The organism is Providencia sp. NPDC089933 (assembly GCF_049545585.1).
Classification (GTDB): Bacteria; Pseudomonadota; Gammaproteobacteria; order Enterobacterales; family Enterobacteriaceae; genus Providencia; species Providencia huashanensis.
The window spans coordinates 147,796-172,989 of the sequence record NZ_JBMWDT010000011.1; the positions used below are offsets into that span (position 1 = coordinate 147,796).

At 41.0% G+C, this 25,194-nt stretch carries 19 protein-coding genes; 13 read left to right on the plus strand and 6 right to left on the minus strand.

The window, feature by feature from the left end; genetic code table 11:
• Window positions 1-249 precede the first annotated feature (249 nt).
• Together alr and ACPEH5_RS16040 are read left to right on the plus strand one after the other, a co-directional pair.
• Window positions 250-1,332, plus strand: a complete 1,083-nt coding sequence (gene alr, locus ACPEH5_RS16035) for an alanine racemase (RefSeq protein WP_042848858.1) — start codon at window positions 250-252, stop codon at window positions 1,330-1,332.
• 65 nt (window positions 1,333-1,397) lie between these two features.
• Window positions 1,398-2,594 (plus strand): aromatic amino acid transaminase, encoded by a 1,197-nt coding sequence (locus ACPEH5_RS16040; protein WP_042848857.1) that lies wholly within the window; start codon window positions 1,398-1,400, stop codon window positions 2,592-2,594.
• A 516-nt stretch (window positions 2,595-3,110) separates the two neighbouring features.
• Here ACPEH5_RS16040 and uvrA read toward each other — a convergent pair.
• A complete protein-coding gene (gene uvrA, locus ACPEH5_RS16045) occupies window positions 3,111-5,945 on the minus strand; it encodes an excinuclease ABC subunit UvrA (RefSeq protein ID WP_042848856.1) in 2,835 nt (944 codons plus the stop codon).
• A 460-nt stretch (window positions 5,946-6,405) separates the two neighbouring features.
• Between uvrA and ACPEH5_RS16050 the strand changes: the two genes are divergently transcribed.
• Window positions 6,406-6,930 carry a single-stranded DNA-binding protein gene (locus ACPEH5_RS16050; RefSeq protein WP_042848855.1) on the plus strand — a complete coding sequence of 175 codons (525 nt, stop codon included), beginning with the start codon at window positions 6,406-6,408 and terminating at the stop codon, window positions 6,928-6,930.
• Between the two features lie 245 nt (window positions 6,931-7,175).
• On the opposite strand, the gene ACPEH5_RS16055 is transcribed toward ACPEH5_RS16050, so the two are convergent.
• Both ACPEH5_RS16055 and ACPEH5_RS16060 read right to left on the minus strand, forming a co-directional pair.
• Window positions 7,176-7,583, minus strand: coding sequence for a helix-turn-helix domain-containing protein (locus ACPEH5_RS16055; protein WP_042848854.1), 408 nt, complete (start codon window positions 7,581-7,583; stop codon window positions 7,176-7,178).
• Window positions 7,584-7,821: 238 nt separating this feature from the next.
• A complete protein-coding gene (locus ACPEH5_RS16060; protein WP_042848852.1) occupies window positions 7,822-8,994 on the minus strand; it encodes an MFS transporter in 1,173 nt (390 codons plus the stop codon).
• Between the two features lie 346 nt (window positions 8,995-9,340).
• Here ACPEH5_RS16060 and ivbL point away from each other — a divergent pair, with 346 nt between their 5' ends.
• The 4 genes from ivbL (at window position 9,341) to ACPEH5_RS16080 (ending at window position 12,380) form a co-directional block, all read left to right on the plus strand.
• A complete protein-coding gene (gene ivbL / locus ACPEH5_RS16065) occupies window positions 9,341-9,430 on the plus strand; it encodes an ilvB operon leader peptide IvbL (RefSeq protein ID WP_105880933.1) in 90 nt (29 codons plus the stop codon).
• A gap of 103 nt (window positions 9,431-9,533) precedes the next feature.
• The gene (gene ilvB, locus ACPEH5_RS16070; protein ID WP_042848851.1) at window positions 9,534-11,231 is read left to right on the plus strand and encodes an acetolactate synthase large subunit; all 1,698 of its coding nucleotides are present in this window, start codon (window positions 9,534-9,536) and stop codon (window positions 11,229-11,231) included.
• A gap of 2 nt (window positions 11,232-11,233) precedes the next feature.
• Entirely contained in the window at window positions 11,234-11,518 is a 285-nt protein-coding gene (ilvN, locus tag ACPEH5_RS16075; protein ID WP_042848850.1) for an acetolactate synthase small subunit, read from the plus strand.
• 199 nt (window positions 11,519-11,717) lie between these two features.
• Window positions 11,718-12,380, plus strand: coding sequence for an alanyl-tRNA synthetase (locus ACPEH5_RS16080; protein ID WP_042848849.1), 663 nt, complete (start codon window positions 11,718-11,720; stop codon window positions 12,378-12,380).
• Here the strand turns inward: ACPEH5_RS16080 and ACPEH5_RS16085 are convergent.
• Window positions 12,377-12,934 carry a helix-turn-helix domain-containing protein gene (locus ACPEH5_RS16085; protein WP_042848848.1) on the minus strand — a complete coding sequence of 186 codons (558 nt, stop codon included), beginning with the start codon at window positions 12,932-12,934 and terminating at the stop codon, window positions 12,377-12,379. The two genes, ACPEH5_RS16080 and ACPEH5_RS16085, sit on opposite strands and share 4 nt — an antisense overlap.
• A 210-nt stretch (window positions 12,935-13,144) precedes the next feature.
• Here ACPEH5_RS16085 and ACPEH5_RS16090 point away from each other — a divergent pair, with 210 nt between their 5' ends.
• Together ACPEH5_RS16090 and ACPEH5_RS16095 are read left to right on the plus strand one after the other, a co-directional pair.
• Window positions 13,145-13,897 (plus strand): sulfite exporter TauE/SafE family protein, encoded by a 753-nt coding sequence (locus ACPEH5_RS16090; RefSeq protein ID WP_206227517.1) that lies wholly within the window; start codon window positions 13,145-13,147, stop codon window positions 13,895-13,897.
• A 193-nt stretch (window positions 13,898-14,090) separates the two neighbouring features.
• Entirely contained in the window at window positions 14,091-15,287 is a 1,197-nt protein-coding gene (locus ACPEH5_RS16095; protein ID WP_048608645.1) for an MFS transporter, read from the plus strand.
• A 45-nt stretch (window positions 15,288-15,332) separates the two neighbouring features.
• Here the strand turns inward: ACPEH5_RS16095 and ACPEH5_RS16100 are convergent, their stop codons facing one another.
• Window positions 15,333-17,021: an ArnT family glycosyltransferase gene (locus tag ACPEH5_RS16100; protein ID WP_166685919.1), complete on the minus strand. Its 1,689-nt coding sequence runs from the start codon at window positions 17,019-17,021 to the stop codon at window positions 15,333-15,335.
• A 662-nt stretch (window positions 17,022-17,683) separates the two neighbouring features.
• Between ACPEH5_RS16100 and ACPEH5_RS16105 the strand changes: the two genes are divergently transcribed.
• The 3 genes from ACPEH5_RS16105 (at window position 17,684) to ACPEH5_RS16115 (ending at window position 21,897) form a co-directional block, all read left to right on the plus strand.
• The gene (locus ACPEH5_RS16105) at window positions 17,684-19,030 is read left to right on the plus strand and encodes an NCS2 family permease (protein ID WP_240133553.1); all 1,347 of its coding nucleotides are present in this window, start codon (window positions 17,684-17,686) and stop codon (window positions 19,028-19,030) included.
• 260 nt (window positions 19,031-19,290) lie between these two features.
• Window positions 19,291-20,940, plus strand: coding sequence for a Na+/H+ antiporter (locus ACPEH5_RS16110; protein ID WP_048608641.1), 1,650 nt, complete (start codon window positions 19,291-19,293; stop codon window positions 20,938-20,940).
• Between the two features lie 57 nt (window positions 20,941-20,997).
• Window positions 20,998-21,897, plus strand: a complete 900-nt coding sequence (locus tag ACPEH5_RS16115; RefSeq protein ID WP_187550701.1) for a carboxylate/amino acid/amine transporter — start codon at window positions 20,998-21,000, stop codon at window positions 21,895-21,897.
• Here ACPEH5_RS16115 and metR read toward each other — a convergent pair.
• Entirely contained in the window at window positions 21,782-22,738 is a 957-nt protein-coding gene (metR, locus tag ACPEH5_RS16120; RefSeq protein ID WP_042848842.1) for an HTH-type transcriptional regulator MetR, read from the minus strand. The genes ACPEH5_RS16115 and metR overlap by 116 nt on opposite strands.
• A 108-nt stretch (window positions 22,739-22,846) precedes the next feature.
• On the opposite strand from metR, the gene metE reads away from it, so the two are divergent.
• On the plus strand, window positions 22,847-25,120 hold the full coding sequence (gene metE / locus ACPEH5_RS16125) for a 5-methyltetrahydropteroyltriglutamate--homocysteine S-methyltransferase (RefSeq protein ID WP_166687283.1): 2,274 nt from the start codon (window positions 22,847-22,849) through the stop codon (window positions 25,118-25,120).
• Window positions 25,121-25,194 lie beyond the last annotated feature (74 nt).

A 25,194-nucleotide genomic window follows, 5' to 3' on the forward strand; every position in this document is an offset into this window, starting at 1 on the left:
CGCGGTGTTGGCTTCATTCCCTAATCCTAGTCACATACTTATGTATGCTCCTAGGCTTAGCTCAATCGCCGCCTAGCGACAACCCAAACTATTTAGGCATTAGAGTTAGAGTATTAAAATTAAATGATCCATAAAAATAATATCGAATGGAAATTGATATTTTTTAGCGTATAACAAATAGAGAATATATTGAGCTGCCAACGTGCAGCTTAATTTTTGGCCAAATTAGAGAGAAACAACGAGGAAATAATGAAAGCGGCAACCGCATTGATAAACCGCCGCGCTCTGCGACACAACTTGCAACGGGTGAAAAGCATCGCTCCAAATAGCCAATTGATTGCAGTTGTTAAAGCAAACGCTTATGGTCATGGATTAGCTGGAGTCGGTATCGCAGTTCAAGAGCTGGTGGATGGCTTTGGCGTAGCGAGGCTCAATGAAGCTTTATTGCTCAGGCAGCATGGTATTACTAAACCTATTGTTTTATTAGAAGGTTTCTTCGAGCAATCTGACTTGCTTGTGATGGCTGCACAGCGTATCGATACTGTTATCCACTGTGTAGAGCAACTGGCAATGTTGGAAGCGGCCGACCTTCCACACCCACTGAAAGTTTGGATGAAGCTAGATACGGGAATGCATCGTCTTGGCGTGCTACCAAAAGATGCAGAAGGTTTTTACCAACGGCTGCAACGTTGTAAAAATGTTAAGCTTCCTATCAATATCGTCAGTCATTTTTGCCAAGCTGATGCTCCACTCCTTTCTACAACCGCAAATCAGATAGCTTGCTTTAAACAGTTTATAGCAGGCAAAGACGGTGAAAAATCCATCGCTGCATCCGCAGGGATCTTACTCTGGCCAGAAGCGCATTATGATTGGGTAAGACCGGGGATCATGATGTACGGGGCATCCCCACAAGAGGGGAAAAGTGCAGATAGTTTCGGTTTATTACCAGTGATGACATTAAAGTCATCTTTAATTGCGGTTAGGGAGCATTTTGCTGGTCAGTGCGTCGGTTATGGTGAAACATGGTGTAGCGATAGGGATACACGGTTGGGGGTTGTCGCAATCGGCTACGGTGATGGTTATCCGCGTAATGTCCCTTCTGGCACGCCAGTGTTAATTAATGGACGAAAAGTGCCAATTATTGGGCGTATTTCTATGGATATGACTGTCGTGGATTTAGGGCCAAATGCCGAAGATAAAGTGGGGGATGACGTTATTTTGTGGGGCAATGGTCTACCAGTTGAAGAAATTGCCGCACAAACAGGCATCATTAACTATGAGTTACTCACAAAATTAACCTCACGAGTTGCGATGGAATATGTAGACGAATAGTTAGCAAAGGGTTATTTTCAAATAACAAAACGAAATAATGCTAAATAATGATTAGGAGATGTCCTGTGTTCCAACATGTTGATGCGTATCCGGGCGACCCAATTTTGTCGTTGATGGATGAATTTAATAAAGACACTCGTGAAAATAAAATTAACTTGAGTATCGGTCTTTACTACGATGGTGAAGGTAAAACGCCTGAACTGGGTACTGTTGGTACTGCGAAAGCTACATTAAACAAACTCCCTGCCAGTGCGTCGTTGTATTTGCCGATGGAAGGCTTGAAAGATTACCGCCTTGAACTGCAAAAACTAGTATTTGGCGAAGATTGCCCACTGATCGCTCAAGAGCGTATTGCAACCGTGCAAACTATTGGTGGTTCTGGCGCATTAAAAATTGGTGCGGATTTCCTACACCAGTACTATCCTGATTCAGAGGTTTGGTGCAGCGACCCAACTTGGGAAAATCACGCGTCTATTTTCTCCGGTGCTGGCACAAAAGTTCACTATTACCCGTATTTCGATGAAAAAACCAAAGGTGTTAAATTCGATGAAATGTTGGCAACGTTCAAAAAATTGCCTGCAAATAGCATCATTTTAATGCACCCATGCTGCCATAACCCAACGGGTTCTGACTTAACGCCAGCCCAATGGGATGAAGTTACTAAAGTGGCGATTGAACATAAACTAATCCCATTCTTGGATATCGCTTACCAAGGTTTTGCCGAAGGTATCAACGAAGACGCCTACGCGATTAGAACTATGGTCAAAGCAGGGTTACCTGTATTTGTTAGCAACTCATTTTCTAAAATCTTTGGTATTTACGGTGAGCGTGCGGGTGGGTTATCAGTTATTTGCGAAAACCCAGATGAGCGTGACCGTGTATTAGGTCAGCTTAAAGCAGGCGTGCGCCGTCTATATTCAAGTCCTCCATCAAATGGTGCCAAAATTGTGGCTGCCGTATTGACCAACAGCGCAGAAAAAGCGAAATGGTTAGCGGAAGTGGAAGAAATGCGTTTACGTATTTTAGATATGCGTACAGTGCTGGTTGATGAACTGAAGAAAGCTTTACCTGAGCAAAACTTTGACCATTTGTTAAAACAACGCGGTATGTTTAGCTATACGGGTTTTTCACAACAACAGGTTACTCGCCTAAAAGACGAATTTGCAGTTTATCTAGTGGGAACTGGCCGTGTTTGTATGGCTGGGGTCAATCGTCATAATGTGAAACGTATTGTCGAAGCATTTGCTGCGGTTAGCCAATAGTTATTTACCCATAAAGAAAGTTATTCAATAAACGCAGGCTGAGCCCTGCGTTTTTTTTATCTTTTATCTGTAATAACAGCCATTACCTGATCACTGAGACGAAAAATAGTGTCCCATATATGAGTAGTTCTTAAGTATTTCTGAATGTTATCATTAATGGGTTCAACATTTAAGACAGTATCCCCAGTTAAGGTCCCTTGACGTTCTTGTGCGACCCGATTCGATGATGTGAGATCGATAACACCATGTAACTTTAGCGTTGCGGTATCAATAACGGCAGCCTCACATGAAATAGATGTCAAAAAATAAAATAAGTATGAGCTACCCCGTCAGAAACCGGTTCTAATAGCTATCCACTGAAAGCCATATGCGATTTAGGTTCATTGTTGAGGGCGGATGAACAATAAACTGATTTAATTGATATTATTGTATTAATAACTAGTTATTCGTTAGGTTAGAAAGAATACAGATGATATGAAGGGAAAGCCATGGCGGCTTTCCCTGTGCCTTTAGTTTTTAATAACCGCGCTCTAAAATAGGCTTTAAAAACCTTGCAGTATGTGATTTTTCACACTCAGCGACTTCTTCAGGAGTGCCGGAAATTAAAATTTCACCACCACCACTACCACCTTCAGGGCCTAAGTCGACAATCCAATCTGCCGTTTTAATCACATCAAGGTTATGTTCAATGACAACGATGGTGTTTCCTTGGTCACGTAACTGATGTAAAACAGCTAATAACTGTTGAATATCAGCAAAATGCAGACCCGTTGTTGGTTCATCTAAAATATAAATAGTTTGCCCAGTACCCCGTTTAGATAGCTCTTTGGCGAGTTTTACTCGTTGGGCTTCACCACCGGATAATGTGGTCGCGGATTGGCCAAGACGAATATAGGATAAACCTACGTCCATCAGGGTTTGTAGCTTACGAGCGAGTGCTGGGACGGCATCAAAAAATTCACGAGACTCTTCGATTGTCATATCGAGGACTTCATGAATACTTTTCCCTTTGTATTTGATTTCTAACGTTTCACGGTTATAGCGTTTGCCTTTACATTGGTCGCAAGGGACATACACATCAGGCAGAAAGTGCATTTCTACTTTAATGACCCCATCACCTTGGCATGCCTCACAGCGCCCACCTTTGACGTTGAAACTAAAGCGCCCCGGGTTGTAACCACGTGTTCTTGACTCAGGAACACCGGCAAATAGCTCACGAATTGGTGTAAACACCCCCGTATAGGTGGCAGGGTTTGAACGAGGCGTACGGCCAATAGGGCTTTGGTCAATATCGATAACTTTATCGAAATGTTCTATACCTTCTACATCCAAATAAGGGGCTGGAGTAATGGTTGTTGCACCATTTAGTTGGCGTTGAGCTATAGGGAATAAAGTATCGTTAATTAGTGTTGATTTACCAGAGCCTGATACCCCTGTGATACAAGTAAATAGACCAACAGGGATTTTTAGCGTCACATTTTTTAGGTTGTTACCCTTAGCACCAAATACAGTGAGTATTTTGTCTTTGTTAATAGGGACACGTTGCTGAGGGATTTCTATTTTACGCTCACCACTTAAATACTTACCGGTTAAAGAGTCAGGGTTCGTGACAATATCATTTAATGTGCCTTGAGCGACAACTTGCCCACCATGTACACCGGCCCCAGGCCCAATATCAATCACATGATCAGCGGCGCGAATGGCATCTTCGTCATGCTCTACGACGATAACAGTATTACCAAGATTACGCAGGTGGATTAACGTTTCGAGTAAGCGGTCGTTATCACGCTGGTGTAAGCCGATTGAAGGTTCATCAAGAACATACATCACCCCGACTAAACCAGCCCCAATCTGGCTTGCCAAACGAATACGCTGAGCTTCCCCACCAGACAAGGTATCCGCAGAACGTGAAAGACTAAGGTAATTAAGCCCCACATTAACTAAGAATTTCAGCCGCTCGCCAATTTCTTTTAATACTTTTTCTGCGATCTGCGCACGTTGACCCGTGAGTTTTAGATTTTGGAAAAACGCCATTGCGTGGCCAATGCTGTAATCAGCAATTTCAGGTAATGTTGTATTCTCAACAAAAACAAAGCGCGCTTCTTTACGCAAACGGGTTCCGTGACAAGAAACACAAGGGCGATTGCTTATGTATTTGGCGAGTTCTTCACGTACCGCAGTGGATTCTGTTTCTTTATAACGGCGCTCCATATTATTGAGCACCCCTTCAAATGGGTGACGACGAACAGTGACATCGCCACGGTCGTTACGATATTTAAATTCGATCGTTTCTTTGCCTGAACCGTATAAAATAATTTTTTGGATAGCAGGACTTAATGAACTGTATGGCGCTTCTGCGTCAAATTTATAATGTTCTGCTAATGACATTATCATTTGAAAATAATAAAAATTACGGCGATCCCAGCCACGAATAGCCCCGCCAGACAGGGATATTTCTGTATTTTGGATAACCCGTTCAGGGTCAAAGAACTGCTGAACACCTAAGCCATCACAACTTGGGCAAGCCCCCGCTGGATTGTTAAAGGAAAACAGCCGTGGCTCAAGTTCCATCATGCTGTAACCACACACCGAACAGGCAAAATTAGCAGAAAAAACCAATTCTTCTGCACTTGGGTCATCCATATCGGCAACAATAGCACTACCACCGGAAAGCTCGAGTGCGGTCTCAAAGGATTCGGCTAAACGTTGGGCGATATCATCACGAATTTTAAAGCGGTCGACAACAACCTCAATCGTGTGTTTTTTTTGTAATTCGAGCTTTGGAGGATCAGAAAGATCGCAGACTTCGCCATCAATTCTTGCTCGGATATAACCCTGTGTTGCTAAGTTATCAAGTAACTTAACGTGCTCGCCTTTGCGTTCTTTAACGACAGGAGCCAATAACATCATCCGGCGGTCGGTAGGCTGCGCTAGTACATTGTCAACCATTTGGCTAACTGTTTGTGCTGCTAGTGGTATGTCATGATCAGGGCAACGAGGTTCACCGACACGAGCAAATAATAAACGTAGATAATCATGAATTTCAGTGATTGTCCCGACAGTTGACCGTGGGTTATGTGAAGTCGATTTTTGTTCAATCGAAATGGCTGGAGATAGCCCCTCAATATGGTCGACATCCGGTTTTTCCATTAAAGAAAGAAACTGGCGTGCATAGGCGGATAGGGACTCAACATAGCGGCGCTGACCCTCGGCATATAGGGTATCAAAAGCTAAAGATGACTTCCCAGAGCCAGACAAACCCGTAATAACAATCAGTTTGTCACGAGGGATAACGAGATTGATGTTTTTCAGATTATGCGTGCGTGCGCCGCGTACTTCGATATTATCCATTTACCACTTCCCGGATGATTTGATATTGAACAATCGCAAGCGATCATTATCACATAATTATGGCTGAATGGATATACAGTACTTGCCATATTTTTCTACTACTCCTATTTAAATTCTTAGTGCTGTTGGTTGTGCTTGGCTAGGTAGTTACATACTTATATATACATTTGTAATGCCTTCGCTTGCCGCCTAGCTATGAATTAAACAGTCTAGAGTGGGGAGTTTTAGTCTTAAAAATGTACAATTATACATAAGCTCAAGGGAAGAACGAATTTGTCGAAGGGGAAACGGTGAATTATTTTGTGTCTATACTGAAATTGCACTCAGAAATTACACTAAAATTTGGAAAGTGTTTCGCAAGTTCGAGGGGGAGTTTCAATTTCGTGGTGCAAATCAGCGAGGTCGTGGTAAACTTCTCGGCTAATCCAGAGATTAAAATTCAATGCATCAGGAGTAATAAATGGCCAGCAGAGGCGTAAATAAAGTAATTCTTATCGGTAACCTAGGACAAGATCCAGAAATCCGTTATATGCCTAACGGTGGGGCTGTGGCAAACCTGACTCTGGCAACTTCTGAAAGTTGGCGCGATAAGCAAACCGGCGAGATGCGTGAAAAAACAGAATGGCACCGCGTGGTTATTTTCGGCAAATTAGCTGAGGTTGCGGGTGAATATTTAAAAAAAGGTTCACAAGTCTACATCGAAGGTTCTTTGCAAACCCGTAAATGGCAAGATCAAAGCGGTCAAGACCGTTACACCACTGAAGTTGTTGTTAATATCGGTGGTTCAATGCAAATGCTAGGTGGTCGTGGTGGTGATTCGTCATCACAAGGGCAAGGCGGTCAGGGGGGTTGGGGTCAGCCTCAGCAACCACAAGCTCAAGCTGCTCAACAATTTAGTGGCGGTGGTGCGCCAGCTCGTTCACAAGCACCAGCACCACAAACTAATGAGCCACCAATGGATTTCGATGATGATATTCCATTCTAATTATCAATATAATTAGAAGAATATATTAAATATAATGAAGGCTTCCTTGTGAGGCCTTTATTTTTATCTTAATAAATTAAATAATAACTTTAAACCTTAAGAGATTATTAATTTTAAATTAAGAGTTTCTTAAATTAATATTTTCTTAAGGTAATAATAGAAAAAGCTCCAGTAATTAACTTACATGGAGCTTTGTATTGAAGGTTGAATAAAAGAATATACAAATTTTATTTTCATATTGCGTATCAGGCAACTTTGGGTTCCAGTAGTAAAGGGTCATTTTGGCTTTCACCGGAAATTCGGTAAATTGACGGTGATGTACCTAAATATGCTCTGAACCGCTTTGCAAATGATTGCTGGGAGTCGAATTGGTATTTTAGTGCTATATCAATAACTTGAAGGTCGGTCGTGCAGAGGTCCTTTGCTGCTTCACATATCCGCCTTCGGCGAATATATTCACCTAAAGGTATCCCAACAACTTTGCGAAATACCCTCTGTAAATGCCACTTCGTATATCCCGATTTTAGTGCAATATCGTCGAGTAATAGACGATTGGTTAAGTTCATTTCAATCCAAACTAATATCTCATTGACAACTGTAGATTGAAATTCCGTGTATTTCCCTTGGTAGGGAACAGTAATTTCTTTATACATAATATTTTCCTACTAGTTACTTTTTAATCATATCTCTGATTATGTAAATTACCAATAAATAAAAGATAAACAGATATAAATACAGGCTGTTAATTTGTGAAATAACAATAATGCAAAATTTTAATTAGTACTCAACCAGTGTTGTTTGACTTATGGTGATATATTTATGGAGCAACAAACTATCATGAACTTGTTTTTACACCATAAGCACAGAATTAAGATGTGAGTATTAAATGGTTTATTGGTGCGTTGGAATATATCTTTTTAACTGCCAAAAACCGACCAAAATTGCGATGGATATAACAACGGATAAGATATTCATCACTTGCCACCCTAGAGTGAAAAACAACATACCCGCAGCTAAGCTGCCAATTCCCCCAAAAAAATAAATAAGAAAATCCGTCATTCCTTGTACTTTGGCACGTTCATGTATTTCATAGGTGTGTGGTAGCAGGTTGGTCGTGCTGATAAGAATTAAATTCCATGCTACACCGACAAAAATACCCGCGAAAAGGTAGTTATAAAAATGGTTAGCGAGTAAGTTCATGACAGCAGATAAAATTAATAAAACAATACCGCAGAAAATAATGCGTTTTGCGCCTAAATGATGAATTAATGTGCCCGTAAAGAATGATGGAGCGAACATGCCAAGTACATGAAACTGAAATACAATTGCAATTGAAGAAAAGGGGAAATCATGTTGCTTCATAGATAAAGGAATTGAGGCAAAAGTAAAGACAACAATGGCGTAACCTGCAGCACTAACAATTGCAATCAGCATTAAAATTGGCTGTAAATACAAATCCTTATAGCTACGTTTAACTAAGGTTTTGTCTGTTGTGGACTTAACAGCCTTCTTCAAGGGGACAATTAATAATAAAAGAAAAGCGATAAGATAAATGATGCCTAATGTGATAAATGGGCCAGCAAAAGGGTATTCTGCAAAAAATCCTTGGGTGGTAACCGCTAGGGTTGGGCCAATTAACGCAGCAGCAATGCCCCCACTCATAACAAGCCCAATAGCTTTAGCTCGCAAAGAAACAGGAGCTTCCTCGATTGCCGCAAAACGAAATTGTTGTGCAGTGCCTATTGCAATACCAGTGAAAAATAGCCCGATAGAAAAATAAATTAAGCTACTTTCTAAAACGCCAAGTATAGATAACCCAGCACCAATTAACCCGCCAATGTTGCCAATAATAAATCCTATTTTTCTTGAGTATCTTTGCATTACATAGGCAATTGGGATGGTTGCGAGGATCAAACCAATATACTGGCTTAATAATGGGAGCGTTGCGTAAGTGGGGTTTGTTGCCAATTTTTCTCCAACCACGACAGCAACAGAAAGTACAATGGCATTTCCGGTTATAAACAATGCAAGCGTCGTTGTTAACCACCAAACGGATTTTGGCATAAGCCCTCTCTCAACTAAAAGTTATTAAAATCAAGTAATAAGATATTTTTAATAGGGTAATTCTGTAGAATATTACATAAGGTACTACTTCAAGTTGACTTTAAGTCAAGTCTTAATGCAGGGTAAAAAAGGAAAATTTAATCAAAATTTAATTCTGAGTTTATTGATATACCCAGTTTATTCGTTGGTTTAGGAGGAGTGTGATGTATATCTCATTTGAGATTAGTAGAAATTAAAACGCAAAAAAATGATTGTCATCATCAGAAATTTATGTTTTCTTAAAGAAAGCAAGAACAATAATCAAATAAGTTAAACCAAATAAACTAAACAGGAAAACCCCGTGAACATGACTTTTAATCACTCAAACCTACTACTAACCGCGCCATGTGCCGCGGTGGTCGTGCGTGTGGTGGTGGTCGTGGGCTTAGCGCCGTAACGGGTACAAATCAACGCAGATTTAGAAACCCCGCCGGCGCAAACCGAGCGGGGTTTTTTATTACCTTCCGCTTGGGGTCGCAGGCTAGCAAAGGATAATTATGATGAGCGGATCGGGCACTACATCACCACATAAAACCTGTTTTACAGGGGCAGAGTTAATCGTCTATTTATTAGAAAAACATGGTATTACTATTGTTTCGGGCATTCCTGGCGGGGCGGCTTTACCGTTCTATGATGCTTTAGGGAAAAGTAAGCAAATTCAGCATATTTTGGCTCGTCATGAGCAAGGTGCGGGGTTTATTGCGCAAGGGATCGCGCGTACTACAGGGAAAGCGGCCGTTTGCATTTCTTCAAGTGGTCCGGGCGCGACCAACTTAGTGACCGCCATTGCGGATGCAAAACTGGATTCTATCCCGCTAGTTTGTATTACAGCTCAAGTTTCCTCATCAATGATTGGGACCGATGCATTTCAGGAAGTTGATACCTATGGTATTTCTATTCCTGTCACTAAACATAATTATTTAGTTCGTTCTATCAATGAATTACCTCAAGTTATTTGTGATGCTTTTCGTATAGCAGAGTCAGGGCGTCCGGGACCTGTTTGGATTGATATTCCAAAGGATGTTCAAACTGCCACTATTGAACTGACTGAAATACCAGAAGTATTACCGAAAGATAAAGCGCCAGCATTTGATATGGAAAAAGTTCTGCAAGCAGCTGAAATGATTAATAATGCGAAGCGCCCAGTACTATATTTTGGTGGTGGGGTTATTAGTTCTGATTCAACAGAAACAGCGATTGCGTTTGCGGAAAAAGCCTCATTACCGACGACGATGACCTTAATGGCGCTTGGCACTATCCCTATGCGACACCCATTATATTTAGGTATGTTAGGCATGCATGCTGCTGCTAGCACAAATATGGTCATGGAAGAGTCTGATTTATTAATTGTTATTGGCGCACGCTTTGACGATAGAGCAATCGGGAAGGCAGAGAAGTTTTGCCCTAACGCAAAAATCATTCATGTGGATATCGATAAAGCGGAAATTAGTAAAATTAAACGACCAGATATCGCCATTCACGCAGATGCAGGGCAGATCTTGGAATTATTATTACCTTTAGTTGAACGTAATGAACGTACTGAATGGGTTAATCAAGTTAGTGAATTGAAAAATAAATACCCATTGGATCTCCGCGAGGCAGACAACCCGTTAAATCATTATGGATTAGTTCTTTCTACTGCGCGGGCTGCGGGTGAAGATGCGATTATCACAACTGATGTTGGGCAACACCAAATGTGGGCAGCTCAGGCTTATCCATTATCGCGCCCTCGCCAATGGCTGACTTCTGGTGGTTTAGGCACCATGGGGTTTGGTTTACCAGCGGCGATTGGAGCCGCATTAGCCGAGCCAGACAAAACGGTTGTTTGTTTTTCGGGTGATGGCAGCTTGATGATGAATATTCAAGAGCTGGCGACAGCCGCCGAGCACCAATTAAATATAAAAATTGTTTTGATGAATAACCAAGCGTTGGGAATGGTACATCAACAACAGGATCTGTTCTTTGAGAATCGTATATTTGCGGCAGCTTATCCTTATCAAACTGATTTTATTAAGATAGCGGCAGGTTTTGGCTTACAAACGTGTGATTTAAATAATGAAGAAGATCCTGAAATGGCACTGGAAAGGGTGATGAATACCAAAGGCCCTTGTTTGATCCATGTTTTAATTGATGTTAACCAGAAGGTTTATCCAATGGTTCCACCAGGCGCAGCTAACATTGATATGATTGGAGCTTAATTATGGCATTTGAACATCACCCAATAGCTTTAGAGTTAATTGTTCGTAACCATCCCGGCGTGATGTCACATATATGTGGCTTATTCGCACGCAGAGCTTTTAACGTTGATGGCATTCTTTGTATGCCAATTAAAAATAAAGATGAAAGCCGGATATGGCTGCTGGTGCAAAAAGACGAGCGTCTATCACAAATGATTAATCAAGTTGAAAAGCTTGAAGATGTGAGAGAAGTTCGTTTCAGTGACGATTTACGTCTCTTCGAAACCATGCAGAATTATTTGCAGTAATGCTTATCAGCATCTTTTTTAATAGCCTACACAATGCGTGTGGGCTTTTTTTATCATGATTAATTTTCAACGTAGTATCATAAATAAGGGTTTCCTAAAGCGAACAAAGGTGGTATAAATTTAAGCGGTTATAGAAATAGTTTAGGGAATGAAAAGCGAATACATTCTGCTAAATTGAATAATAAAAGGTACGAAAGTTATGCAGAACAACATTTATCTCACCAATACTTACCAATATGAAGTAGAAACAGTTCTATTAAAACAAGGTAGTGACGAGGAAGGGCACTGGGTTGCACTACAAGATAACATTTTCCATCCACAAGGTGGTGGGCAACCCGCCGATACTGCTTGGGTTAATAATGAGCCCGTTCGTATTAAGAAACACCTGAACGGTTTGATTGTTGCTTATCTCCCTGATGGGATAAATTTAAATTTAGAGAGCACCGTTGTTGCAGCCATTGACGGAGAAAAACGTCAACGATATGCCGCACTGCATACCGCTGGGCATTTGTTAAACTGGGAATTACGGCGTTTTGGCTGGCTTGCACAAAAAGGGCATCATTTTCCTGATGAATCTCGAGTCGAGTTTTGTATGATGGATGGTGAGGTTGTGCCGTTTGAAAAACTGGATAGTCAATATATTGAAGATATTGTTAATCAAAGCATTAGCAGTGGCCGGAAAGTTGAAATAAAACAAAACGACGAGCTGAGGATCAGTTATATCGACCAAACTGAAGAAATGCCATGCGGAGGAACGCACGTTGGTTCATTGGATAGCATTACGCATTTTTCAATTAAGTCGATGAAATATAAAAAAGGGACGTTGCGCATTAGCTATGATGCACAACATGCCTCGGTTTAAACACCTTCGCTGATATGGGAGTAAGTCATGACTACAGTCGCTTGTAATTCTCCCTCTATGCATAAATAAGAATGTGGAAAATCACCGCTAAATGCATAAAAATCGCCTGCTTCTAGAATGATGTTTTGATCGTTATGCAAACGCAACATTAGTGAACCTGAATTCACCATAATGTGCTCATGGGTTCCACTCATATGCGCAGGGCTATTAATAATAGCCCCTCTTTTCATGGTTAATTGCCAGATTTCGGAGATATTCCCCATACTAATACGGAATTTAAATTGCTGTGAATATTCCTCTTCACTCGAGGACCCTTTGACAAAGTAGGGATAAGCTTCATGTTGGCGTGTAAATAAATCGCTAAGCGGAAAACGCAGCGCGATGGCAATCGATTCTAATGTATCAATACGTGGGTTTGAATCGCCGGATTCTAATTTGGATAATGCGGCTTTTGAGATCCCAGATAGGCGAGATAGTTCATTCAACGAAAGGTTTCTAGCTTGCCTAAGTAAACGGATCTTTTGACCAATTTTTATATTAATTTTTTTATCCACAATATGGCTTTCCCTAAATTCCAATTCATTATGCTAATTCTACATGACTCAGTAGAACTAATCACATATTCTCCATCTTATATTGTATTTAAAGAGGTTATTTTATTTTTTGATATAGTTTTAAAATTTACCCACAAAAAAATAAGGCTATTTAATCTGTCCTAAAAAATTTATAGTGAGAGTATCAAAAATTTTAGGAGTTAAATCAGTATGCCGTTTGGGTTATTAACGCCAGAGATGGCGATTTGTTTTGTGACTTTACTTTTCGCTTATTTGGTTTTTGGTATGGCGGGGTTTGGCTCAGCTCTTATCGCAACTCCTGTGCTGGCTATGTATTTGCCCTTAAGTATGATTGTCCCAATATTAGCGCTAATTGATTTAACTGCGGCCATTTTAAATTTATTTAGAGATGGGAAAAAAGCCGATTATCAAGAGATAAAATGGATAATTCCACTAATGGTAATAGGAAGTTTAATTGGAGCCGCTATTTTATTAAAAACGCGACCGGATATTTTAGTATTATTACTGGGTTTGTTCGTGATCGGTTATGTATTAAACACTTTCTTCTCCAAGAAAGTGAAAACACCATTTTCCAAAGCACTTGTTGTTCCATTCAGTTTAATAGGCGGTATTTTCAGTGCCTTATTTGGTAGTGGTGGGTTTATCTATGCGATGTATTTATCGAGCCGAATTGAAGATAAACAACGTTTTCGTATCACTCAGATGACACTGATTGGCTTTAGTACTCTTACCAGAGTAACCATATTCTTGGTTATGGGTGTTTATCTAAATATTGATATTTTATTGATTGCTTTGGCATTTTCCCCGGCAATGTTAATCGGTATTTGGGCGGGTAGGCATATTACCTTAAAAATTTCCCGTGAAGCATTTTTGAAAATTATTAATATTGTTATTTTAGTCTCAGGAATCGCATTGTTATATCGATATTTTTTTGTTCTTTAGTTCATCTAAGGCATTAAAATAAATAATACAATCTGCTTTTGTAGAGATAAATAGCGGAATATATTAGTCATGCTACAATTGATGAGCTAACTATAGTTTTCATTAGTGGCTTATTGGTTTTTTATTTTAAATAGTTATTTATTCATGGAGTTAAAACCTGTTTCTTTTGAAGAGGAAACGAGTTAAGTTCAAAATGAGCTCTGATAATCAGTTTTTGCAAAATTGTCGTCGTTCCCCGTTTTTCGCTATTTTTACGATCACCATGAGTATTGCTGTTATTGGTATCGTGATCGGGTTAAGTATACCGATGGTCGCGCTTAGGTTACATAATTATGGTGTCAATGAATTGTATATTGGCATTATTTCCGCAGCACCTGCGTTAGGGATGTTTTTAATCGCGCCTGTAGTCCAACGTATTGTGTTATGGTCAGGTAAGCGAAAGGCCATGTTATTGGCAACCATCATTTCTGCTGTGAGTTTATTGCCATTACTCAGTACCTTACCGCTGTGGTTATTATTTCCTTTGCGGCTCGTTACTGGTTTGGCTAGTGGTGTGATGATTTGTTTAGGGGAAACGTGGATCAATGAACTATCCCCAGAAAATAAGCGGGGCCGCATATTGGCGATTTATACGACTGTCTTTACAGTGAGCCAATTACTCGGGCCATCATTTATTGCTTATTATGGCGTGGAAGACAAATCACCATTATTAATTTGTACATTGATCCATTTAATTTCGGTGGCGTTATTTCTTTTGATGGATCAAAAAGTTGGTGATCATTCCGCAGAGGCTGCCGCGAAGTCTAATTTCTCTATTATTCAGTTTGTAAAAATTGCCCCAGGTATTTGCGGTGGGATTTTATTTTTTGCTTTTTTTGATGGCACTATTCTATCTATGTTTCCAATCTATGGGATGGGGATGGGCCACACAGAGGCTGTTGCTGCATTAATGATTAGCGCAATTTTAGCCGGTGATGCGATTATGCAACTGCCGTTTGGCTGGCTAGCTGACCATATGAATAGAGAAAAACTGTATCGAATTTGTGGTGTTGTGACATTAGGTGCAAGTTTTTTACTCCCTTTTTTGATAGACCAACCTTATCTTATTTGGGGGTTGTTGTTTGTTTTAGGGGCAACAGCAGGGGCAATTTACACCATCGCATTAGTCCAGATAGGCCAGTATTTTAAAGGGAATGAATTAATTGTAGCGAATGCTGCCGCCGCTATGCTGTGGGGGATCGGTAATTTATCTGGGCCGCTGTTAGGGGGCATTGCTACATCTATTTCACCTTCAGGCCTACCAGTGTTACTGATTTTATCTGCGGCTATCTTTTTATGGTTTACTCGTGAGAAGTACAGTGCTCAATCTATTGAACAATTAACAAATTAATTAATTTAGCGGTGCACTACAGGTAGGGAGTACACCGCTTATCGATTACTCAATAGCTTTATATACCACTAAGTTTTCACGATCTTCATCTGGCCTATGATTGTGCCAAAATAACTTCATACCTTGTGGGGCCGGTTTAATTTCTTTTGATAGTACAATTAACCAACGGCATTGTGCGGGGCGCTCAAAACGATCTTGGCGTTGGTGTAAGATACCAGTGTAATAATAGAGCATGGGTGCTTCTGATTCGCCAATATTATCTGAAGCCATACAGTCAGTTGCAGTAAATTGGCCTGCTAAGTGTTGATCTAAATCGACAAAAACTCCCTCAAAACCTTTAGTGTAATCAACCCATCCGAGAAATAAGGTTAAAATCACGCCCCAGACGCAACATAGCCCAAGTAACCAATTTTTCATCATCTGAAATGCAGGTGAAATAGGGTTAGCGATGATTTTATTACGTAAAAACCAAACTAAGGTAATGACTAAGCCACTCACAAAAGCCACTGAGGAAAATGGCATCTGGTAGCTCATCGGTAGCCAGCGACTAAAAGGGCTGAGCCATTCTTGCTGGTGGCCTGTTAATGCTATTAGGTAACAGGCCCAAAGAAATAGAATCAGTAATGACCAGAATATTGCCGCGAAATATGAAATATAACGTAAAATTTTCGCTGGAGCAGCTAAGAGTGTTTGTGTTGCTAAAATCGCCATTGGGGCAATAAATGGGAGCAAATACAAGGCACGACCTGAAGCTGAAAGCTGCAAAAAAACAATGCCTAATAAAGGAAATAGGGTGAGTAAATATTGGTTTTGATTGAATAACCGCTTGATAGGGTGCCTTAAAAAATATGCTGTAGCTAGTAGACCCGAAGGAAAGGCGAACAATAAAACGGCAGCTGGAATACGTGTTAAATTGGCTTTTGCACCTAATTTTTCGACAGAAAACCCGAAAAAGCGACCAATATTGTTTTCCCAAAACCACACCATAAATAAGTCAGGATGCTGCAAGTATAAATGGATAGGCCAAGGTAAAATAGCAACAAGGGCGATTAACCCTGCGGATAAACTGAATAGCCAGAATTGCTTGGTTCTACATTGGCGAATAAAAATAGGGGATAAAATTAAGCAAATCCATAAAACGCCGGGGATGAAAACCCCTTTTGAGAGCATTGTGATTACCGTCCCTAGGGATAACCAAAGGCTAGACATCAACAGTTTCTGTTGCTGTATTAGCCCGAGTAACCCATAAAGGCCGATAGTTGCCCCAGCCATAAGAGCAACATCTGTGAACATATCATGGCTGTGGCGCAGAACCCCTGGGGCACAGGCATAGAGTGCGAAAGCTAACCAAATGCGTGTATCCGTAAAGTCTTTAGCTTGGAAAAAGCGGCGCGCTAAGCATAAAAAGAAAGCGAAATTGAGCGCTGAAAACAGCAAAGTTGCACTACGAGCTGCATCATAAAGGGGCATAAAACCAGAAAATAAATGGGATGTAATAGTAGCAACCCAATAATAAAGCGGAGGTTTTTCCATGAATGGTTCACCCGCATTTGTTGGGACTAACCATTCATTAGTTTCATACATGGTTTGAATAATGCCAAAACTATAATTTTCATCTTGCTTCCAAGGGCTATGGCTATATATTCCCGGTAATAAATACATTGCGAGGAAACAAATAAAAAGTAGTAAAACACCCCGTTGTAAAGTGATTATTGATGTATTCTTATTTGACATTTTAATATGTTTTTTGTGTTCGTTATTATAAATAAATCAGAATTATAACTATGGTTGACAATAATTGAGTGTATATATATATGAATTATATTCACTCCATGTATGTTTTATTTTCTCAATAAAAACAACGTAAAAAAGCATGTTTAATGGTTTGTATGAAAATTATTCTACCATAAATAAATATTTTTTAAGTTGTTCGTTTTGTAAGAAAATATTCTGTGATTATACCAAGAAAAATAATCACTCTCTTTAAACAAACGCTATATGAAAAGTAATTAGTTATTTTTACTTAAAATAACTACGATGAAAATAAAGGGAATTTTAGAAAGTCCGTTTAAGGCTCAGAGGGGAATAGATATTTTTTATCCTTAAGGAAGTACTTAGCAAAAAAACTGATAAGCCTTTGTTGAATACGAAAGGGGGAATATCAGGGGGATATGCTAAAAACACTTGATCATTAGCCCGTTTTAGAACGATAATTGCCCTCCTCACAATACGTTTTATTCTAATTTCAAAGCCAAACGATTGCGTAACTGTTTTTATAGAGAATTTATTCTCAATTGGTTTTATTTTTTGAAAACGTAATCGTTTACGTCAACGTATGCGTTAGGCTTCAGCACTATTTGAGAGTATTCGTTTACTATTAACAGCAGAGGTACACCATGTCAGGCCAACAGGCGTCATCCAACTGTAAATTGGATTCATTTTTTAAGATAACAGCACGCGGGTCTTCAGTTCGCCGTGAAATCATTGCAGGGCTAACTACATTCTTAGCGATGGTTTATTCTGTCATCGTTGTGCCTAGTATGCTGGGGCAGGCTGGTTTCCCTCCAACCGCTGTTTTTATTGCAACATGTTTAGTGGCGGGGTTTGGTTCTTTGCTGATGGGGCTATGGGCAAATTTGCCAATGGCCATCGGCTGTGCGATTTCATTGACAGCTTTTACTGCATTTAGCTTAGTTTTAGGGCAAAAAATTAGTATACCCGTGGCACTAGGCGCCGTTTTTCTAATGGGGTGTTTATTCACCATTATCTCTGTTACAGGTATTCGTAGCTGGATCTTACGTAATATGCCAATGGGGATTGCCCATGGTACAGGGATAGGTATTGGTTTGTTTTTATTGCTAATCGCAGCAAATGGTGTTGGTTTAGTGATCAAAAACCCAAATGCAGGTTTACCCGTCGCTCTGGGGGAATTTACCTCTTTCCCTGTGTTAATGTCACTCGTTGGGCTAGCGGTTATTTTTGGTTTAGAAAAACGTCGTGTTCCGGGCGGCGTTCTACTGGTGATTATCGCTATTTCAATTATTGGGTTGATTTTTGACCCCGCTGTCCAATATCAAGGTTTCTTTAAATTACCATCATTGGGTGACGATGGGCTATCTCTAGTATTTAGTATGGATATTATGGGGGCTTTACAACCCATGGTATTACCAAGCTTGCTTGCGTTGGTGATGACAGCTGTTTTTGATGCAACAGGGACAATTCGTGCTGTTGCGGGGCAAGCTAACCTTTTAGATAAAGATGGGCAAATTATTGATGGTGGTAAGGCGCTAACTGCCGACTCAGTGAGTAGTATTTTTGCTGGTGCGATCGGTGCATCTCCTGCCGCAGTCTATATTGAATCAGCAGCAGGAACCGCAGCGGGTGGTCGTACAGGGTTAACGGCTGTGGTTGTTGGGGTACTCTTCCTCTTAATTTTATTTTTATCACCATTATCTTATTTAGTGCCTGCTTATGCGACAGCACCTGCGTTGATGTATGTGGGCCTGTTGATGCTAAGTAATGTCTCTAAACTTGATTTTGATGACTTTGTTGATTCAATGTCAGGTTTACTGTGTGCGGTGTTTATTGTTTTAACTTGTAATATTGTGACTGGTATTATGCTTGGTTTCGCCGCATTGGTGATTGGCCGTATTTGTGCGGGTGAATGGCGTAAACTGAATGTGGGAACTGTGATTATTGCGGTGCTTTTAGTGGTATTTTATGCCTCAGGATTAGCTATTTAAGGTTCATAATATTTAAATAAGGCGATCTTATCGCCTTATTTAACGTTTTATATCGATTAATCGCAAAATGGTAATTTTTTCCCCGAAAAATAATTGCTAAGGATAAAATAGATATAAGGCGGTGAACCAAGTGGAAGTCCATAGTTTCCACTCGTTACTGGCTCGATTTGAACAATCATGGTCTGGACGGTGCTATCTCTTACTATGCGGCGGCAGGCAAATTTTAGACTTTGGTCGTCTGGTTAATCAGTAAGGGCAACATGGAAATTTTCTTTACTATTTTGATTCTGATTTTAGCGGTCTCTATTTCTGGAGTTGCCGTTAAAGTTTTACCTATTCGAATTCCGCTTCCCCTCATTCAAATTGCTATCGGTGCATTACTTGCATGGCCTCAATTTGGCTTGCATGTCACTTTTGACCCTGAACTATTTATGGTTCTACTGATCCCACCTTTGCTGTTTGTTGATGGTTGGAAGACACCAACACGTGAATTTTTCCAAAATGGCCGAGAAATTTTTATTTTAGTGTTGGTTTTGGTGTTAGTGACTGTAATCGGCATTGGCTATTTAATTTACTGGTTAATGCCGGGTATACCTTTAATTGCCGCTTTTGCGCTTGCCGCGGTATTGTCACCTACAGATGCCGTAGCGTTATCTTCCATTGTTGGGAAAGGGCGAATTCCTAAGCGGATGATGAGCGTACTTGAAGGTGAAGCTCTGATGAACGATGCTTCCGGTCTGGTTGCATTAAAATTTGCCGTCGCAATTGCGATGGGCACGATGGTGTTTAGCACTTCAGGTGTCACCATTGAGTTCTTCAAAGTCGCTGTGGGTGGTTTACTGTCGGGGATTATCGTTACTTGGCTATACAGTAAATCATTGCGCCTTATGAGCCGTTGGAGTGGCGACGACCCAGCAACACAAATTGTGTTTATGCTCTTGTTACCATTCGCATCATATATGATCGCAGAGCATATTGGTTTTTCAGGTATTTTAGCGGCAGTTGCAGCAGGGATGACCATCACAAAATCAGGTGTGATCCGTAACGCTCCATTAGCGATGAGGTTACGAGCAGATAGCGTTTGGTCAATGCTTGAGTTTGTCTTTAACGGTTTAGTTTTCATTATGTTAGGGCTACAGTTACCGGGTATCTGGGAAACGTCAGTTATCCAAGCAGAACTTGACCCTAGTGTAGAAACGTGGATGCTATTTGCAGCGGTAGCCGTGATTTACTTTGCTTTATTGTTACTCCGTTTCTGCTGGCTGTGGCTAATGAAAAGGTTTAGCCGGTTGTTCTTAAAGAAAAAACCACTGCAATTTGCCAATTATACTGTGCGTGAACTCTGGCTTGCTTCCTTCGCAGGGGTTCGTGGGGCAATTACTTTAGCGGGTGTGCTTTCAATCCCTCTATTTTTAACCGATGGCTCTCCATTCCCTGCTCGTTACCAGTTAATTTTTATTGCTGCGGGGGTGATTCTATTCTCTATTTTTGCTGGGGTTATCGCTTTACCCTTATTACTGCGTAATTTTAAAGTGGGTGATAAGGATGCCGATGCTAACGAAATTCGTATGGCTAAAGCCGCAATGGCTGAAGTCGCGATTGTCAGCTTAAATAAAATGCAAGAGCGTTTATCTGCGGATGTCGAGGAAAAGCTAGATTCCGAAGATATTAGCGAGGTGGCATCCCGTGTGACGGGGTATTTAAGGCGCCGAACGGCTGGGCAGGATGAAATAGAACACAGCTTGCAGATTGAAGACTTGGAGCGTCGTTTCCGTTTAACCGCGCTTCGTGCGGAACGCGGTGAGCTCTATCACTTACGTGCGACGAAGAAAATCAGCAACGAAACGCTACAATCTTTACTGGTTGACTTGGATTTATTGGAAGCTGTATTGATCGAAAAAGAGCATTAAGGCTAAAAAACGAGTATTCTACTCACACCCCTTAAGTTTGAGACAAAATACAGCATTATGTGGTTACTTGTTATTACGACGCTGCTTTGGGCAGCGTCTTTTAGTCTTATAGGCGAATACCTTGCTGGCCAAGTTGACAGTTGGTTTTCGGTATTGGTGCGTGTTGCACTTGCTTCGTTAGTTTTCTTACCTTTCTTACGTTGGCGTCAATTTAGCGTCAAGGTGATTGCTCTGTATATGGCGGTAGGTGCTTGCCAACTTGGGGTGATGTATCTTTTTGTATTCCATGCCTATCAATACCTAACGGTAGCTGAGTTTTTACTTTTTACGGTATTAACGCCGTTATATGTGACGTTGATTTATGATTTGTTAGAACGACAACCACTCCGTAAAGGTTACTTATTTAGCTCACTACTCGCTGTAATTGGTGCTGCTATCATACGTTATGATCACTTAAGTGAATCTTTTTGGTTAGGTTTACTCTTCGTGCAGTTAGCAAATATCTTTTTTGCTATTGGGCAGGTAGGTTATAAGCGGTTGATGGAAATACACCCTATTCCTCAACATCAGGCATTTTCATGGTTTTATCTGGGCGCTACGCTAGTTGCACTGATTGGCTGGTTGTTATTTGGCAATAAATCAATGATGCCAACGACAACGCTTCAATGGGGGGTATTATTGTGGCTTGGCATTGTGGCGTCAGGAATTGGCTACTTTATGTGGAACTATGGTGCCACAAAAGTTGATGCTGGAACCCTTGCTATAATGAATAACATGATGGTTCCAGCAGGGTTATTAGTGAATTTTGCTATTTGGCAACAGCACCCCGATTGGTTGAGCTTTACCATAGGATCGAGCTTGATAATTGCTTCTCTTTGGGTGCATAGGCGTTGGATCCTTTCGCGCCCTTTACATAAGACAAGTTCTCCACAGCATGATCCGTCGCGGTCGCAGTAAAAGCCTCAATGGCTGGCTGGCGCTGCTCCCCCTCACGGCAAGCAGCGTACAGTCGGCTCCATAAACCACTCCCCAGTGTTTTTGTTTTAATCAGACCTTGTTTTTCAAAGGAATCAACCGCCCAGTGAGGGAGCGCTGCTATCCCCATTTTTGCTGCAACCATTTGAATTAAAATTAATGTGTTATCTACATTTTTTACATTGGGTGAGACCCCAGCTGGTTGTAAAAAATGACGCCAAACATCAAAGCGATCCCGTTGTACTGGGTAGATGAGCAGGGTTTCGTCTGCCAAGTCATGGGGCTCAATATACGGCTTTTTGGCTAACGGATGGTCATTGGAGACAATCAGTTTCACTTCATAGTCAAACATAGGTGTGTAGTGTAGGCCTTGCTCCGCCAATATGTCAGATGTCATCACGATATCTAATTCCCTTGAGAGTAACTCCGGCTGGGGGTCGAAAGTGACACCTGATTTAAAATCAACGCTGACTTGTGGCCAAGTTTGCCGAAATTGTTGCAAAGCAGGGGTTAACCACTGAATACAGCTGTGACACTCAATGGCAATACGTAATGCACAAACGCCAGGTTCATTACATACGCGGATCGCATCTTTCACTAATGGCAAGACTTGCTGTGCGAGTTGCAGCAAAACTTCGCCTTGTGGTGTGAAACGTAATGGTTGGCTTTTGCGAATAAATAGCCGAAAACCTAGTCTGTGCTCTAAATCACTAAACTGGTGAGACAGGGCCGACTGTGTCTGGTGCAAGTGGGTCGCCGTTGCAGCTAATGAACCGTATTGGCTGAGCGCTTGCAATGTTTTTAAGTGTTTTAATTCGATCATGAAAAACCTTCACCGTGATAATGAATAATTTGCGCTTGTGCTTTATACAGTACCTGTTGATTATAGATGTGTAAACATCTAGACGGCTAAATATTTTAAGGGGTCAATATGTCTGTTATAAATCATACGCTTGGGTTTCCACGTGTTGGACTAAAAAGAGAATTAAAACGTGCACAAGAAGATTATTGGGCAGGCAAGATTGACCAAGCTGCTCTATTAGACGTCGGTCACGTATTACGCGTTCGCCATTGGGAACAACAAAAAAATGCGGGAGTTGAGCTATTACCTGTTGGTGATTTTGCTTGGTATGACCAAGTACTGACAACCAGCTTACTATTAGGAAATGTGCCTCCGCGTCACCAAAATGAAGATGGTTCAATTGACTTAGATACACTATTTCGTGTCGCTCGTGGTCGTGCACCAACGGGAACACCAGCCCCAGCAGGGGAAATGACTAAATGGTTTAACACCAACTACCACTATATCGTGCCAGAATTTCAAAAAGGGCAAAAGTTCGCATTATCATGGACGCAATTATTTGACGAAGTGGATGAGGCATTAGCGTTAGGTCATAAAGCAAAACCTGTGATTATTGGCCCTATAACTTACCTATGGTTAGGGAAAGTTAAAGGTGGAGCCTTTGACCGTTTATCATTGCTAAATGAATTATTGCCTGTTTATCAGGAAATTCTTTCACGTCTCGCAGAAAAAGGTATTGAATGGGTACAAATTGATGAACCTGCTTTAGTGTTAGATTTACCTGCGCAATGGCAAGAAGCGTATCAACAGGCTTATCAGGCGCTATCGGGTAACACAAAATTGCTGTTAACCACCTATTTTGATGGTATTAGCCACCATTTAGATTTAATTAAAAGCCTCCCTGTTCAAGGCTTACATGTTGATGTTGTGGCAGGCGCTGATGATATTGAAGAGCTACATAAAGCGCTACCCGCAGATTGGGTATTATCACTCGGTATTATCAATGGGCGTAACGTATGGAAGGCCGATTTAGGTGAAAAATTCTCACGGGTGAAACCGTTATTAGGTCAGCGTAATTTGTGGGTTGGCACCTCATGTTCATTACTGCATAGCCCCATTGACCTGAATGATGAAACCCGTTTAGATACAGAAGTGAAAAGTTGGTTTGCTTTTGCAATACAAAAATGTGAAGAACTCGCTTTACTGACAAAAGCGCTAAATCAACCAACAGAAAATCATATTGCTACACTAGAAACATATAGTGCGCCAATCCGAGCTCGCAAAACATCAACTAGGGTGAATAACGCGGCGGTAGCACAACGTTTAGCGGCTATTCGTGATGGTGATACACAACGTAGTAGCCCGTATTCGCAGCGTGCACAGCGTCAACGTGAGCGCTTTAACCTGCCATTATGGCCAACAACAACCATCGGCTCTTTCCCTCAAACCAGTGAAATTAGAACATTACGCTTAGATTTTAAAAAAGGTAATGTGGATAAAACTTATTACCGCACCAATATTAGCGAGCACATTAAACAAGCGATTAAAGAACAAGAAATTTTAGATATTGACGTGCTAGTTCATGGTGAAGCAGAACGTAATGACATGGTTGAATATTTTGGTGAACATTTTGACGGCTATGTTTTCACCCAAAATGGTTGGGTGCAAAGCTATGGCTCGCGCTGTGTGAAACCCCCTGTCATTATTGGCGATATTAGCCGCCCAGAGGCGATTACAGTGGAATGGGCAAAGTATGCTCAATCGTTAACAGAAAAACCGGTTAAGGGGATGTTGACAGGCCCTGTGACGATCCTCTGTTGGTCTTTCCCTCGTGAAGATGTTAGCCGTGAAACGATTGCGAAACAGATTGCGTTAGCATTACGTGACGAGGTTGATGATTTACAAAAAGCGGGGATTGGCATTATTCAAATTGATGAGCCTGCCTTACGAGAAGGTTTACCACTGCGCAGAGACGAGTGGGCAGATTACTTAAAATGGGCGGTTGATGCATTCAAACTCAGTGCTGCAGTTGCACAAGACAATACTCAAATTCATACCCACATGTGTTATTGCGAGTTTAATGACATCATGGATTCCATTGCTGCATTGGATGCGGATGTGATCACCATTGAAACATCACGTTCGGATATGGACTTGCTAGACGCATTTGAGACTTTCCATTATCCAAATGAAATTGGGCCTGGGGTGTATGATATTCACTCACCAAATGTGCCAAGTGTGGAATGGATTGTCGCGTTGCTGAGAAAAGCGGAAAAACGTGTTCCTGTTGAACGTTTATGGGTTAACCCTGACTGCGGATTAAAAACCCGCGGTTGGTCAGAGACTCGTCAAGCCTTAGCCAATATGGTTCAAGCAGCAAAACAACTGAGAAGTGAGCACTAAAAATAAAGTCAGTAAGTGACAAAGGGCAGGGGGAACCTGCCCTTTTTTATAAAATTAGCACAAAATTTAACTTT

Excerpts from the sequence above, each read along its gene's own strand:
- alr (WP_042848858.1), top strand. The coding sequence starts at position 250 with ATGAAAGCGGCAACCGCATTGATAAACCGCCGCGCTCTGCGACACAAC.
- uvrA (WP_042848856.1), bottom strand. The coding sequence starts at position 5,945 with ATGGATAATATCGAAGTACGCGGCGCACGCACGCATAATCTGAAAAAC.
- ACPEH5_RS16050 (WP_042848855.1), top strand. The coding sequence starts at position 6,406 with ATGGCCAGCAGAGGCGTAAATAAAGTAATTCTTATCGGTAACCTAGGA.
- ACPEH5_RS16055 (WP_042848854.1), bottom strand. The coding sequence starts at position 7,583 with ATGTATAAAGAAATTACTGTTCCCTACCAAGGGAAATACACGGAATTT.
- ACPEH5_RS16060 (WP_042848852.1), bottom strand. The coding sequence starts at position 8,994 with ATGCCAAAATCCGTTTGGTGGTTAACAACGACGCTTGCATTGTTTATA.
- ivbL (WP_105880933.1), top strand. The coding sequence starts at position 9,341 with ATGACTTTTAATCACTCAAACCTACTACTAACCGCGCCATGTGCCGCG.
- ilvB (WP_042848851.1), top strand. The coding sequence starts at position 9,534 with ATGAGCGGATCGGGCACTACATCACCACATAAAACCTGTTTTACAGGG.
- ilvN (WP_042848850.1), top strand. The coding sequence starts at position 11,234 with ATGGCATTTGAACATCACCCAATAGCTTTAGAGTTAATTGTTCGTAAC.
- ACPEH5_RS16080 (WP_042848849.1), top strand. The coding sequence starts at position 11,718 with ATGCAGAACAACATTTATCTCACCAATACTTACCAATATGAAGTAGAA.
- ACPEH5_RS16090 (WP_206227517.1), top strand. The coding sequence starts at position 13,145 with ATGCCGTTTGGGTTATTAACGCCAGAGATGGCGATTTGTTTTGTGACT.
- ACPEH5_RS16095 (WP_048608645.1), top strand. The coding sequence starts at position 14,091 with ATGAGCTCTGATAATCAGTTTTTGCAAAATTGTCGTCGTTCCCCGTTT.
- ACPEH5_RS16100 (WP_166685919.1), bottom strand. The coding sequence starts at position 17,021 with ATGTCAAATAAGAATACATCAATAATCACTTTACAACGGGGTGTTTTA.
- ACPEH5_RS16105 (WP_240133553.1), top strand. The coding sequence starts at position 17,684 with ATGTCAGGCCAACAGGCGTCATCCAACTGTAAATTGGATTCATTTTTT.
- ACPEH5_RS16110 (WP_048608641.1), top strand. The coding sequence starts at position 19,291 with ATGGAAATTTTCTTTACTATTTTGATTCTGATTTTAGCGGTCTCTATT.
- ACPEH5_RS16115 (WP_187550701.1), top strand. The coding sequence starts at position 20,998 with ATGTGGTTACTTGTTATTACGACGCTGCTTTGGGCAGCGTCTTTTAGT.
- metR (WP_042848842.1), bottom strand. The coding sequence starts at position 22,738 with ATGATCGAATTAAAACACTTAAAAACATTGCAAGCGCTCAGCCAATAC.
- metE (WP_166687283.1), top strand. The coding sequence starts at position 22,847 with ATGTCTGTTATAAATCATACGCTTGGGTTTCCACGTGTTGGACTAAAA.